Origin of the sequence: Microbacterium alkaliflavum, assembly GCF_044325405.1 — a bacterium.
Classification (GTDB): domain Bacteria; phylum Actinomycetota; class Actinomycetes; order Actinomycetales; family Microbacteriaceae; genus Microbacterium; species Microbacterium alkaliflavum.
On the sequence record NZ_JBIQWL010000002.1, the window covers coordinates 750,726 to 763,655 of the forward strand.

Below are 12,930 nucleotides of genomic sequence, written 5' to 3' on the forward strand. Positions count from 1 at the left end.
TCGCGACGGATCAGGCGGCGGTGACGACCTCGCCCAGCACGTCGTAAAGCTCCTTCGCCTCCGCGTCGTTCACCGAGACGACCAGGCGGCCCCCGCCCTCGAGCGGAACCCGCACGATGATGAGGCGCCCCTCCTTCACCGCCTCCATCGGCCCGTCTCCGGTTCTCGGCTTCATGGCTGCCATTGCGGCTCCCTTTCGTCGTAGGTCTGCCTATCAAGTTTATCCTCAGGCGCGGACATGGGATGATCCGCCACCCCCAGGCGCCGGATCACGGCACCGTCCAGATGCTCGTTCCCGCGATGGCATACATGTTGTAGATCCACCACCACTGCATCAGCAGACACGCCACGAGCACCCCGATCCGCCACACGCGCGACCGCGGCATCGCGGCGGCGCCCCACAGCGGCGAGACGGGCAGCAGCAGGCGGAAGAGGCTGGACTGCGGGAAGAAGACCGCGAGCAGGTAGAGCAGGTAGCTCGCGGTCCAGAGGCGCAGGTCGGCGCCGAGCCGCTTGACGTGCGGTTCGAACAGCAGGAGCGCCGCGATCGCCGCGACCGCGACGATGAGGATGACGGTGCCCGTCGCTGCGCCGATTCCGGACTGGCTCGCCCAGAACTGCACGCCCTGCACGAAGCCCTCGAACGGCAGGAAATGCGGTGTCGCGTCGAGGATCCAGTTGCGCCGCCAGGCCAGCTCCGTCGAGAGGTAGGCGCCCGGGTCGCCGGTGCCGATCGTCGCGATGATCTGCCACGAGAAGCCCACGACGACGGAGAGGATTCCGAGGGCGACGATATGAACGACGTCACGGCGCGGCAGCGGCTCGGTGCGTCGCGTGAACCAGCGATGGATGCCGTGGAGGGCGAGGAAGAGCGCGAAGGCGAGCACTCCGGGCCGTGTGAACCCCATGAGCGGCACGAGGAGGTACAGCCACGCGTACCGGCGTCGCATGACGAGCCACAGCGCGAGGAACAGCCAGAGCAGGAAGAGCGACTCCGCGTAGCCGACCTGGAACATCGCGGCGAGCGGCCCCGCCGCGAAGAAGACGATCGCCCACGTCGCCGTCGATGCGTCGCCGCGCATCCGTACGATCGCGTACAGCACGAGGCAGGAGAGGTACCCCGCGACGAGAGACACGAGCACGGCACCGGCGATCCAATTGCCCAGCACCCACCCGGCGGCACCCGCGAGGTATGCGTAGAGGGGCATGAAGGCCCACGAGTTCTCGGCGACGAGGCCGGAGTCTGTCAGCGGGAGCTGTGCCGGGTAGCCGTACAGCGAGACGTACCAGTACCACCAGGCATCCCACCCCGCGGCGTACGTGCCGAGTCCGGGCGATGTGCCGAAGCGTGAGGCGAGCGGCGTCACCGTGACCGCGAGCAGGAAGAACCCGGTCGTGACCAGGCGTGCGACCACGTACAGGATGCCGATTCGCACCGCCACGGGGAGCCCGGCGAGGCGCTGCCTCCGGGTCTCGCGGACGGTCGGGGTCAGGAGCTCGTCAGCCACGCGCGGAGCCCGCGTTCGACGTCCACGATCTGATCGACGGGCACGCGCTCTTCGTCGTGGTGGGCGAGATGCGGGTCGCCGGGTCCGTAGTTCACGGCGGGCACGCCGAGCGCCGAGAAGCGCGCGACGTCGGTCCAGCCGTACTTGGGCCGCGGCTCAGCGCCGACCGCGGCGACGAACTCCTGCGCCAACGGGGCGTCCAGCCCCGGGCGCGCACCGGCGGCGAGGTCGACGACCTCGACCTCGAAGCCCGCGAACACGTCGCGCACGTGCTGCGTCGCCCGCTCGACGGAGCGGCTGGGCGCGAAGCGGTAGTTGACCTCGACCTCGCACAGGTCGGGCACGACGTTGCCCGCGACGCCGCCGCGGATGCGGACGGCATTGAGCCCCTCGCGGTAGACGAGGCCCTCGACCGCCACTTCGCGCGGGCGGTACTCGGCGAGCCGCGCCAGCACGGGAGCCGCCTTGTGGATCGCGTTCTCGCCGACCCACGCTCGAGCACTGTGCGCGCGGACGCCGTGCGTGCGCACGATCGCCCGGAGGTTGCCGTTGCAGCCGCCCTCGACCTGGCCGTTCGACGGCTCGCCGAGGATCGCGAAGTCCGCGGCGAACAGGTCGGGCCGCGATGCTGACAGCCGGTTGAGGCCGTTCAGCTCGGCCTCGACCTCTTCGTGGTCGTACCACATCCAGGTGATGTCGACCCGAGGATCGACGAGCTCCGCCGCGAGCTTGAGCTGCACCGCGACGCCCGCCTTCATGTCGACGGTGCCGCGACCCCACAGGTGCGCGCGGCCGTCGAGCTCGAGGTCGCGCGTCGGCATGTTGCCGTTGATCGGCACGGTGTCGATGTGCCCCGCGATGACGATGCGCTGCGCCCGCCCCAGGTCGGTGCGTGCGACGATCGTGTCGCCGTCCCGATACACGTCCAGATGCGCGAGACGCCCGATCGCGTCCTGGATCGCATCGGCGAGGACGCCCTCGTCTCCGGAGACGCTGGGGATGTCGCAGATCGCCCTGGTGAGATCGACGGAAGTCGCGGACAGATCGAGCGCCGGCATCCTCCGAGTCTACTGAGCGCTCTCGGCGGTCCGGACGGCGTCGCGTCGCGCGCTACCGTTGATCACATGAGCGACGAGCGGTGGGTGTGGGGCATGGGCCTCGCGACGGCGGCGGCCGACGGCACGATTCTCGACACGTGGTTCCCCGAGCCCGCGGTCGGACGCATCCCGCTGGGGCTCGATCCCGCGATGCCGCCGGAAGACCTCGAGCACCTCGCCGTGCCCGACGTGCGCCGCGGCGTGACGGTCGAGGTCGTGACCGTCGAGATCGACCTGGATGTGCCGCCGGCCTCGACCTCCGACGCGTACCTGCGCCTGCAGGCCCTGTCGCACCGGCTCGTCAAACCCAATGAGATCGACCTCACGGGGATCTTCGGGTTCCTCCCGAACGTCGCCTGGACCACCGCCGGCCCTATGCACCCCGACGATCTGACGCGCCTTCGCCCCTTCCTCCAGCGCGACGGCATCCAGGTGCAGGGCCTGGACAAGTTCCCGCGCCTGCTCGACTACGTCACCCCGCCCGGTGTGCGGATCGCGGATGCCTCGCGCGTGCGTCTGGGCGCCTACCTGTCCCCCGGCACGACCGTCATGCACGAGGGCTTCGTCAACTTCAACGCGGGCACGCTCGGCACCTCCATGGTCGAGGGGCGCATCTCGCAGGGAGTCGTCGTGGGCGACGGCAGCGACATCGGCGGCGGATCGTCGATCATGGGCACGCTGTCCGGCGGCGGGGCGCACCGCGTGTCGATCGGCGCCCGCACGCTGCTCGGCGCGAACGCGGGCATCGGCATCTCGCTCGGCGACGACTGCGTCGTGGAGGCGGGCCTCTACGTCACGGCGGGCTCGAAGATCGTGCTCGCCGACGAGGCGCCGCGCGCCGACGGCTCGCGGCCCGTCGTGAAGGGCGCCGACCTCTCCGGCAGGGACGGACTGCTCTTCCGGCGCAACTCGCTGTCGGGTGCGATCGAGGCCGTGCGGCGCGCCGGCGTCGGGGTCACGCTCAACGAGGCGCTGCACGCCTGAGCTCGATCGGCGAGGCGCCGGCCGCCGGAGGGCACGCGGCGCCCGTCTGATTCAGACCCGGATGCCTCGGATCGCGAGCGCGAGAACGCGCTTGCGCTGCGCCTCGTCTTCGTAGGATGACACCGCCGCGACGCCCGACACGAGGCGCACGACGTCGCTGATCGTGATGTCGGGGTCGACCTCGCCGGCCTCCTGTGCGCGAACCAGGAGCGGCTCCCCCGCCTCGAACATGATCGCGCGGCATTCTCCGAGGACCGAGGACTCGCGATTGAGGCTCGCGAGAAGCGCGTGCTTCGTGCCGATGTACTGCACGAACCGCTCGAGCCAAGCGGCGAACGCCGTCCACGGCTCGAGCGACGACACGTCGTCGGCCGCATCGGCCAGCGCCTCGACCTCGCTGACGTAGAGCGTCTCGATGAGATCGTCTCGCGTCGGGAAGTTGCGGTAGAGCGTCCCGATGCCCACCCCGGCGCGGCGGGCGATGTCTTCGAGCGACGCCGCCGACCCTTGTTCGGCGAAGACCTCCCGTCCCGCTTCGACGAGCGCGTCGAAGTTGCGCGCCGCGTCCGCACGGCGAGGACGCCGGGAGTCGAGGGGTCGGACGCGTTCCGAGACGGCCATCGAATTCCTTTCCCACAGGGTTGCTAACCGGAGGCATCCTCCGCTAATCTCTAAAGCGGAGGCTTCCTCCGATCGGAGCCACCCTCCAATTCTACCCCGACACTCGTCGGATCACATCCTCTGGGAAGGACACCTCGTGCGCTCACCCTCGACACGCGCGTTCCTCGCTCTCGCTCTCAGCGTCGCGTCGCTCGCGCTGCTGCAGAACCTCGTCATCCCCGTCATCCCCCTCATGCAGTCCGACCTCGGCATCACCGCCGACGCCGCGTCCTGGACGATGACCGCGTGGCTCATCGCCGCCGCCGTCGCCACACCCGTCCTCGGGCGCGTCGGCGACCTCCGCGGAAGGCGTGCCACGTTCCTCGCGGTGCTCGTCGTCATCGTGATCGGCGACATCGTCGCCTTCAACGCGTCGAGCATCGGCATCCTGCTCGTCGGCCGTGTGCTCCAGGGTGTCGGCGGCGCACTCTTCCCGCTCGCCTTCGGTCTCATCCGCGACACGGTGCCGCCCCGGCGCGTGACCGGTGCGATCGGCGCCATGAGCGCCATCATCGGCATCGGCGGCGCGGCGGGCAGCGTGCTCGCTGGTCCCCTCTCGGAGGCGGTCGGCTGGCGCGGGCTGTTCCTCGTGCCTCTCGTGCTCTCGGTCGTCGGCATCCTCCTGACCGTCGCGTGGGTCCCTCGCACGAGCGCCAAGGCCACAGGCTCGCTCAATGTCCTGTCGGCCGTGCTGCTCTCGGGCTGGCTCGTCGCGCTGCTCATCCCGCTCACCTCCGGCGCGCGCTGGGGCTGGACGAGCCCCGCTGTGGTGTCGCTTCTCGCGATCGCGGTCGTGCTGTTCGCGGCGTGGGTCGTCGCGGAGCTTCGCGCCAAGGAGCCGCTCGTCGACATCCGCATGCTCCTCGACCGCGCCATCTGGCCGACGAACGCCGCGGCCTTCCTCGTGGGCGCCGCCGCGTTCGGGTTCTGGGGCTACCTGCCGCAGTTCGTCGAGACCGCGTCGGCGAGCGGCTGGGGCCTCGGCCTCGACGCCCGCGCGGCGGGCCTCGTGCTGCTGCCGCTCCTGATCGGCATGTCGGCGATGGGCTTCGCGACGGGAGCGCTGTCGCGCGTCCTGCCCCTGCGCGTGCAGCTCGCCCTCGGCGCGGCCGTCATGGGCATCGCCGTCATGAGTGCCGTCGTCCTCCACACCGAGGTGTGGCAGCTCGCGCTCGCGGGCGGCCTCTTCGGCATCGGCATCGGAGCGTCGTACGCCGCCGCCGCGAGCATCATCGTGCAGAGCGTGAGCGCCGACCGCGTCGGCGTCGCGACGGGCGTGAACGCCAACCTCCGCACGATCGGATCGGCCTTCGGCTCGGCCCTGACGAGTGCGCTCGTGTTCGGGACGCTGGATGCCTCCGGCTCACCGCTCGAGTCCGGCTACGACATCGCGTGGCTGACCATGGCGGCACTCGCCCTCGCAGCCGCGGTCATCGTCCTCGCTACAATGCGCCGCCGGCGCAGCGAGGTCGGCATGCCCGGTCGCCGCATCGACGAGCGGGAGCTGGTAGCCGCGGAGGCTTGAGCACCCTCCCCTCGCTGTGCGGTCCAGGATTCGCAGGTTCCGGATGCTCCGGACCTGCGAATGCTGGACCGCACCGCTGTGTTCGCGCTCGCTCAGCCCGGCAGGAGCTGGGCGAGCGTGAACGTCCAGATGCAGATGACGGCCAGCATCCCGATGCTGTAGCCGATCGCGGCGCGCAGGATCTCCGACTCGCGGCCCGACAGCCCCACGGCGCCCGCAGCGATCGCGATGGACTGCGGCGAGATCACTTTGCCGGTCGCGCCGCCGGCCGTGTTGGCCGCGATGAGCAGCGTCGGCGAGACGCCGATGTGCTTCGCCGTCGTGACCTGCAGCTGCGCGAACAGCGTGTTGTTGTTGACGACCGACCCAGTGATGAAGACACCGAACCAGCCGATGATGGGCGCGACCAGCGGGAACAGCGGGCCGATGGCCGCGAGCGCGGCCCCGATCGTCGCAGATCCGCCGGAGTAGTTGGCGATGTTCGCGAGCATCAGGATCAGGACGATGAGGACGATCGCCTGCCACAGGGCCTTGATCGTCTCGGCCAGCTCGTGCCACAGATCGGATGCTTTGAGTCTGGGCATCGAGAAGAACGAGACGATGACGGCGAGGAAGATCGCGGTGCCCGTGGCGTTGAGCGGCGTGAAGTCCCACGTCTGCGTCACGACGGCGCCCTCGGCCGTCTCGACGACACCCGTGAGTCCGGGAATGGGGATCTTGAAGACGGCCCATGCCAGCGGGCCGCCCTCGGCGAAGAGGTCTTTGAAGGCGGGGATGCTCCACACCAGGATGAACGCCGTGAGGATGTAGAAGGGGCTCCAGGCGACGGCCACCTCACGCAGCGGGTAGCGGGTGACCTCGGGCGCCTCACCACCGCCCTCCCGGAAGATGCGACGCGGCTTCCAGAACCGGCCGAGCAGGACGATCGCCGCCATCGCGGCGAGGCCGGCGCCGAGGTCTGCGAGTTCGGGGCCCAGCAGCCAGAGCAGACCGCCCTGCACACCGCTGAGCGCGACGCTCGCGACGAGGGCCGCGAGCCAGGTCTCCCGCAGGCCGCGCCAGCCGTCCAGGATGATCACGAGCAGGAACGGCACGAAGAACGTGAGCGGCTGAAGCAGCAGGACGAGGGCGCGCGAGAGATCCATGACGTCGACTCCGCCGACATTGGCACCGACGATGACGGGGATGCCGATGGCACCGTAGGCGCCGGCTGCGACGTTGGCGACGAGACAGATCATGGCGGCCTTGACGGGCCGGAACCCGAGCTGCACGAGCAGCGCGGCGCAGATGGCGATCGGCACGCCGAATCCGGCAGCGCCCTCGAGGAACGCGCCGAAGGCGAACGCGATGAGCAACACCTGGATGCGCTGGTCGGACGATATCCCGCTGATCGACGCCTGGACCACGTCGAAGTGGCCGCTCGCGACCGCGAGGCGATAGAGCCACACCGCCATCACGATGATGTAGGCGATCGGCCAGAGCGCATTGAGGAAGCCGTACAGGCCGGCGCCCGCGACGCTCGCGGCAGGCATCCCGAACGCCCACAGGGCGACGACGACCTCCGCCACGACCGCGATGGCTGCAGCCACGATGCCCTGCATCTTGAAGACGACGAGCAGGATGAGGAAGAGCGCGATCGGCACGACTGCGACAAGCGCCGACAGCCAGAGGATGCCGAGCGGATCTGCCGGCTGGGTCCACATGCGAGCTCCGTCCGTCCCGAGTGGCGGCGGCATCGTCGCCAGCGCTCACGATAGCGATTGCGGCGGTCGGCCGACAGAAGCGCGCACCGCCGTGTGCTCGTGCCGCGATGCTCGCGGCCCCTATGCTCGTGCTCGAACAGGGAGGTTCCATGAGCGCGACGCTGCCCAAGCGGTTCTACGAGACGGAGCTGCGGCGACTCCAGGCCCGGCTCGTCGACATGCAGGCCTGGGTGCAGGCGACGGGGGCGCGGGTCGTCGTCATCTTCGAGGGCCGGGATGCCGCGGGCAAGGGCTCCGCGATCAAGCGCGTCTCGGAGTTCCTGAACCCGCGCGTCACCCGCGTCGTGGCCCTCCCTGCCCCGACGGAGCGCGAACGCACGCAGTGGTACTTCCAGCGCTACATCGCCCATCTTCCCGCGGCCGGCGAGATCGTGCTGATGGACCGGTCGTGGTACAACCGCGCGGGAGTCGAGCACGTGATGGGCTACTGCACCAACGTCGAGTACCACCGGTTCCTGCATCAGGCGCCGATCTTCGAGCGACTGCTCGTCGAGGATGGCGTGCTGCTGCTGAAGTACTGGTTCAGCGTCTCCCCCGAGGAGCAGGAACGACGCTTCCGCTCACGCGGAGAGGACCCGATGCGGCGCTGGAAGCTGAGCCCCAACGACGTCCTGTCGATCACGCGCTGGGAGGACTACTCCCGCGCGAAGGACACGATGTTCGTGCACACCGACATCCCCGAGGCACCGTGGTTCGAGGTGCCGTCGATCGACAAGCGCCGCAGTCGGCTCAACATGATGTCGCACCTGCTGTCGCGCATCCCGTACGAGATGGTCGAGCGCGCCGAGGTCGAGATCCCCGACCGGCCCGGTCCCAAGGGCTACGAGCGGCCGCCGCGCAACCTCGCGAACTACGTGCCCGACTACGCCGCGGAGCGCCTGGGCGACCACGACGAGCGGAGCTGACGCTCGCGTCCGGCTCAGCCGATGCCGGGATAGTTGCGCTCGGGCGCACCCACGTACAGCTGCTGGGGGCGGCCGATCTTCGTCTGCGGGTCGGACTGCATCTCGCGCCAGTGCGCGAGCCAGCCGGGCAGACGGCCGATGGCGAACAGCACGGTGAACATGCGCGTCGGGAAGCCCATCGCCTTGTAGATGACGCCGGTGTAGAAGTCGACGTTCGGGTAGAGGCGGCGCTCCTGGAAGTAGTCGTCCTCGAGGGCGATCTCCTCGAGCTCCTTCGCCAGGTCGAGCAGCGGGTCGTGCACGCCGAGCTCGCGCAGGACCTCGTCGGCGGACTCCTTCACCAGCTTCGCGCGCGGGTCGTAGTTCTTGTAGACCCGGTGGCCGAAGCCCATCAGCTTGACGCCGTCTTCCTTGTTCTTGACGCGCTCGACGAAGCGCTGCACGCTCTCGCCCGACTCGCGGATCTGCGCGAGCATGTTCAGCACGGCCTCGTTGGCACCGCCGTGCAGCGGACCGTAGAGGGCGTTGATGCCCGCCGAGATCGAGGAGAACTGGTTCGCGCCCGTCGAGCCGACGAGGCGCACCGTCGAGGTCGAGGCGTTCTGCTCGTGGTCCTCGTGGAGGATCAGCAGGCGCTCGAGCGCGCGCGACATGACGGGGTTGATCTCGTACAGCTCGCTCAGCACGCCGAAGTTGAGCTTGAGGAAGTTGTCGACGAAGCTCAGCGAGTTGTCGGGGTAGAGGAACGCCTGGCCGACGCTCTTCTTGTGCGCGTACGCAGCGATGACCGGGAGCTTGGCGAGCAGGCGGATCGTGTTGAGCTCGACGTGCTCGGGGTTGCTCGGGTCGAACGAGTCCTCGTAGTAGGTCGACAGGGCCGCGGTGGCCGACGACAGCACCGACATGGGGTGCGCCGTATAAGGCAGCGACGAGAAGAAGCGCTTGAGGTCTTCGTGCAGCAGCGTGTGGTGGCGGATGCGCTCGTCGAACTCCGCGAGCTCCGTCTCGGTGGGGAGCTCGCCGTAGATGAGCAGCCACGCGACCTCGAGGTACGTGCTGTTCTCGGCGAGCTGCTCGATCGGGTAGCCGCGGTACCGCAGGATGCCCTGGTCGCCGTCGATGAACGTGATCGCCGACTTCGTCGCGGAGGTGTTGACGAACCCGTAGTCGAGCGTCGTGTGACCGGTCTGACGGCTGAGCGTCGAGATGTCGATCGCCGGTACACCGTCGGTGCCCTGCAGTAGCGGGAGTTCGGCGGCGCGATCGCCGATGATGAGTTTCGCCTTCTCCTGCTGTGTGCTCGCGTCGGTCACGGCGCCTCCTCGCGGTTGCGGTTGGATCCGGGGGGTGCGTCGGCTCGCGGGCCGGTGAAGCCGATTTCGAGCCTTCGTGCGCATCGGCAGGTGCCGCCTCGCGCCGTTACAGCCTAGTGGGCCCCGAGGCCTACTGCTGACACAGCCAAAGGCTCACGGCATCCAATGGAGGAATGCTACGGATGCTTCGTGTCTATGCGTCAGAGTGCGGAAAGTCGTGCGGCCGCGGCCGCGATGCGCTCGTCGGTCGCGGTGAGCGAGAAGCGCACATGCTGCGGGAAGTGCGGGCCGTAGAAGTGGCCGGGACCGGCCAGGATCCCTGCGCCGGCGAGCCGATCGAGACTCTCCCACGCATCGCGTCCCTCCGTCGCCCAGAGGTAGAGGCCCGCTTCGCTGCGGTCGATGCGGAATCCCGCGGCCTCGACGGCGGGCTTGAGCAGAGCACGTCGCGCGCGGTACAGCTCCTTCTGCGCGGCGACGTGCTCGTCGTCGTGCAGTGCCGCGACCATCGCGGCCTGAACGGGCTGCGGCAGCATCAGACCGAGGTGCTTGCGGGCCGTCAGCAGTCGCTCGAGCAGCGCGGGGTCTCCCGCGAGGAACGCCGCGCGGTAGCCCGCGAGGTTGGACTGCTTGCTGAGCGAGTACGCCGCGACGACACCCGTGAGGTCGCCGCCCGTGACGCGCGGATCGAGCGCCGACGGGATCGGCTCCGCATCCCACGGCGCGTCCCAGCCGAGCTCGGCATAGCACTCGTCGCTCGCGAGGACGGCCCCCAGCTCGCGGGCGCGCAGGACGGCGACACGGAGGGATGCGGCAGCCCAGACCCGACCATCGGGGTTGCCGGGCGAATTGATCCAGACCAGACGCGTGCCCTCGGGCCACTCCCGTGGCTCGTCCGACGCGACGGGCGTCGCACCGACCAGGCGCGCGCCGACTTCGTAGGTCGGATACGCGGCGCGCGGGTGCACGACGACATCGCCGGGACCGAGGCCCAGCAGGAGCGGCAGGAGCGCCACGAGCTCTTTCGAGCCGATCGACGGCAGGACACTCTCGGGAGTGAGTCGCGGCACGCCGCGCCGGCGCGCGAACCAGTCGACGACCGCTTCCCGCAGCGCCGGCGTGCCGACCGTCTGGGGATACGCGTGCGCGTCGGTCGCCGCCGCGAGGGCGTCCGCGACGACCCTCGGCGTGGGGTCCACGGGCGAGCCGATGGAGAGGTCGACGATCCCGTCGGGGTGGGACCGCGCCTTCGCCGCATACGGCGCGACGGCATCCCACGGGTAGTCGGCGAGGTCGGCGACTCCCACGATCAGTCGGCCTGGGGCGGGAGCTCGGCGATGATCGGGTGGTCCTTGTGGATCACGCCGACCTTCGCGGCGCCGCCGGGCGAGCCGACGTCGTCGAAGAACTCGACGTTGGCCTTGTAGTAGTCCTGCCACTCGTCGGGCAGGTCGTCCTCGTAGTAGATCGCCTCGACGGGGCACACCGGCTCGCAGGCACCGCAGTCCACGCACTCGTCGGGGTGGATGTAGAGGCTGCGTTCACCCTCGTAGATGCAGTCGACCGGGCACTCGTCGATGCACGCGCGGTCCTTGACGTCCACGCAGGGAAGGGCGATCACATACGTCACGGATTCAGTCTAGTTCGACCTTCGAGGGCTCATTCCGCCGTACGCGCGACAAGTCGGGCCACGCGACGACGATCGCGACGAGCAGCGGGACCGCGATCGTCCACACGATTCCCGGGTTGAACTGGCCTGCAGGCGTCTGCGCCACGATGACCGACCCGCCGGGCCCGGTGCCCGAGAAGACGAGCGTCGCGATCATCATGCCGAGGCCCGTGGCCAGAGCCGCCCACCGGTCGCCGGTCAGCAGGCGCACGGCGACGAGCAGCGCGGCGCTGCCGACCAGGGCCAGCGTGAGCCCGAGCGGGAACCAGCCGAACATGTAGGTCTGCGCGATGGTCCCCGCCAGTCCGTACACGCCGCCGACCAGGAACGCGACGATCCAGGTCACGATGCGGGCGAGGAGGGAGGAGCGCATCCCCCGATGGTACCTGCGCGATCCTTTCCGGCTTCCCAGAGTGCGAGGCGGTCAGACCGCCCAGCCCCACAGGCGCAGGAGGGCCGCCACGAGCGCCGCCGCCGCGACGACGACGAGGAACGGCGCCCGCAGAAGGAGCAGGCCCGCCGCGACGATGACCGCCGGCACGCGCGCGTCGACGACGATCGCCTGCCCCGCCCCGAGAGTCTGCACCGCGACGAGCGCGCCGAGCAGGGCGACCGTCAGCAGGTCGGCGATGCGCGCGGGTCGCGGAGCCTCGAGCACGGCGGGCGGCACGAGGTAGCCGAGCGTCTTCCAGGCAACGCAGATGATGGATGCCGCGAGCACCGCGGTCCAGAGGGTCACGGCATCCCCTCTCGCTCGGCCACGTCGACCGGCTCGTCCGGCGGCGTGCCGGCGTCCCCGAGCCAGTTGAACCAGCCCACGACGATCGCGACGACCGCCGCGATGAGCACGGGAAGACCGGGCATGAGCACGGGCGTCAGCGCCGTCGCGACGACGGCTGCCGCCACGCCCACGGCGATGGCCTGGCGTCGGCGGAGCCTTGGCCACAGCAGCGCGAGGAAGGCGGCCGCCGCCGCGGCATCCAATCCGTATGCCTTGGGATCGCCGAGCACGTCGCCGAGCAGCGCGCCGGCAAGAGTGGAGATGTTCCATCCGACGTAGATGGCGAGGCCTGTGACCCAGAAGCCGACGAGACGCGCGTGTCGGGTCGTCTGGGCGAGCGACACGGCGGTGGACTCGTCGATCGTGAACTGCGACGCCGCGGCGCGCTTCCAGAATGCGCCGCCGATGACGGGCGACATGCGCATGCCGTAGGCGGCGTTGCGCACGCCGAGCAGTGCCGCGGAGGCGATCGCGGCGGGAGCCGCGGCGAGGCCCCCCGCGCCGATGACGCCCACGAACGCGAACTGCGAGCCCCCCGTGAACATCACGAGGCTCAGGACGCAGGTCTGCCACACGTCGAGCCCCGCCGTGACCGCGAGCGCGCCGAACGAGATGCCGTAGGCGCTCGTCGCGAGCGCGACGCCCAGACCCTGGCGGCCGGCGCGGCGCGCCTCGCCGGCCGCGGGGGCGTCGTCGAAATGCGGGCTGAGCGTCACCCGTTCGAG

14 protein-coding genes are annotated in these 12,930 nt (G+C 69.9%); 3 read left to right on the plus strand and 11 right to left on the minus strand.

Features of this window, described 5'->3' with window-relative positions; translation table 11 throughout:
• Positions 1-10: 10 nt before the first annotated feature.
• From ACH3VR_RS08480 to dapE, 3 genes are all read right to left on the minus strand, one after another.
• A complete protein-coding gene (locus ACH3VR_RS08480; protein WP_396640314.1) occupies positions 11-184 on the minus strand; it encodes a DUF3117 domain-containing protein in 174 nt (57 codons plus the stop codon).
• 85 nt (positions 185-269) lie between these two features.
• Complete coding sequence (locus ACH3VR_RS08485) at positions 270-1,508, minus strand: hypothetical protein (protein WP_396640315.1); 1,239 nt, start codon at positions 1,506-1,508, stop codon at positions 270-272.
• Positions 1,490-2,566, minus strand: coding sequence for a succinyl-diaminopimelate desuccinylase (gene dapE, locus ACH3VR_RS08490; RefSeq protein ID WP_396640316.1), 1,077 nt, complete (start codon positions 2,564-2,566; stop codon positions 1,490-1,492). The genes ACH3VR_RS08485 and dapE overlap by 19 nt, the downstream gene beginning before the upstream one ends.
• Positions 2,567-2,632: 66 nt before the next feature.
• Between dapE and dapD the strand changes: the two genes are divergently transcribed.
• Complete coding sequence (dapD, locus tag ACH3VR_RS08495; protein WP_396640317.1) at positions 2,633-3,589, plus strand: 2,3,4,5-tetrahydropyridine-2,6-dicarboxylate N-succinyltransferase; 957 nt, start codon at positions 2,633-2,635, stop codon at positions 3,587-3,589.
• A 51-nt stretch (positions 3,590-3,640) separates the two neighbouring features.
• On the opposite strand, the gene ACH3VR_RS08500 is transcribed toward dapD, so the two are convergent.
• On the minus strand, positions 3,641-4,210 hold the full coding sequence (locus tag ACH3VR_RS08500; RefSeq protein WP_396640318.1) for a TetR/AcrR family transcriptional regulator: 570 nt from the start codon (positions 4,208-4,210) through the stop codon (positions 3,641-3,643).
• Positions 4,211-4,346: 136 nt separating this feature from the next.
• Between ACH3VR_RS08500 and ACH3VR_RS08505 the strand changes: the two genes are divergently transcribed.
• The gene (locus ACH3VR_RS08505; protein ID WP_396640319.1) at positions 4,347-5,774 is read left to right on the plus strand and encodes an MFS transporter; all 1,428 of its coding nucleotides are present in this window, start codon (positions 4,347-4,349) and stop codon (positions 5,772-5,774) included.
• Positions 5,775-5,866: 92 nt separating this feature from the next.
• On the opposite strand, the gene ACH3VR_RS08510 is transcribed toward ACH3VR_RS08505, so the two are convergent.
• The gene (locus tag ACH3VR_RS08510; RefSeq protein WP_396640320.1) at positions 5,867-7,477 is read right to left on the minus strand and encodes an L-lactate permease; all 1,611 of its coding nucleotides are present in this window, start codon (positions 7,475-7,477) and stop codon (positions 5,867-5,869) included.
• A gap of 149 nt (positions 7,478-7,626) precedes the next feature.
• Here ACH3VR_RS08510 and ppk2 point away from each other — a divergent pair, with 149 nt between their 5' ends.
• On the plus strand, positions 7,627-8,442 hold the full coding sequence (ppk2, locus tag ACH3VR_RS08515; protein ID WP_396640321.1) for a polyphosphate kinase 2: 816 nt from the start codon (positions 7,627-7,629) through the stop codon (positions 8,440-8,442).
• Between the two features lie 14 nt (positions 8,443-8,456).
• On the opposite strand, the gene ACH3VR_RS08520 is transcribed toward ppk2, so the two are convergent.
• From ACH3VR_RS08520 to ACH3VR_RS08545, 6 genes are all read right to left on the minus strand, one after another.
• A complete protein-coding gene (locus ACH3VR_RS08520) occupies positions 8,457-9,755 on the minus strand; it encodes a citrate synthase (protein WP_396640322.1) in 1,299 nt (432 codons plus the stop codon).
• Positions 9,756-9,955: 200 nt separating this feature from the next.
• The gene (gene dapC / locus ACH3VR_RS08525) at positions 9,956-11,062 is read right to left on the minus strand and encodes a succinyldiaminopimelate transaminase (protein WP_396640323.1); all 1,107 of its coding nucleotides are present in this window, start codon (positions 11,060-11,062) and stop codon (positions 9,956-9,958) included.
• A 2-nt stretch (positions 11,063-11,064) separates the two neighbouring features.
• Positions 11,065-11,385, minus strand: coding sequence for a ferredoxin (fdxA, locus tag ACH3VR_RS08530; protein ID WP_396640324.1), 321 nt, complete (start codon positions 11,383-11,385; stop codon positions 11,065-11,067).
• Between the two features lie 4 nt (positions 11,386-11,389).
• The gene (locus ACH3VR_RS08535; RefSeq protein WP_396640325.1) at positions 11,390-11,797 is read right to left on the minus strand and encodes a DUF6113 family protein; all 408 of its coding nucleotides are present in this window, start codon (positions 11,795-11,797) and stop codon (positions 11,390-11,392) included.
• Positions 11,798-11,848: 51 nt separating this feature from the next.
• Positions 11,849-12,163: an AzlD domain-containing protein gene (locus tag ACH3VR_RS08540; protein WP_396640326.1), complete on the minus strand. Its 315-nt coding sequence runs from the start codon at positions 12,161-12,163 to the stop codon at positions 11,849-11,851.
• Positions 12,160-12,921, minus strand: a complete 762-nt coding sequence (locus ACH3VR_RS08545; RefSeq protein ID WP_396640327.1) for an AzlC family ABC transporter permease — start codon at positions 12,919-12,921, stop codon at positions 12,160-12,162. The genes ACH3VR_RS08540 and ACH3VR_RS08545 overlap by 4 nt, the downstream gene beginning before the upstream one ends.
• Positions 12,922-12,930: the final 9 nt, after the last annotated feature.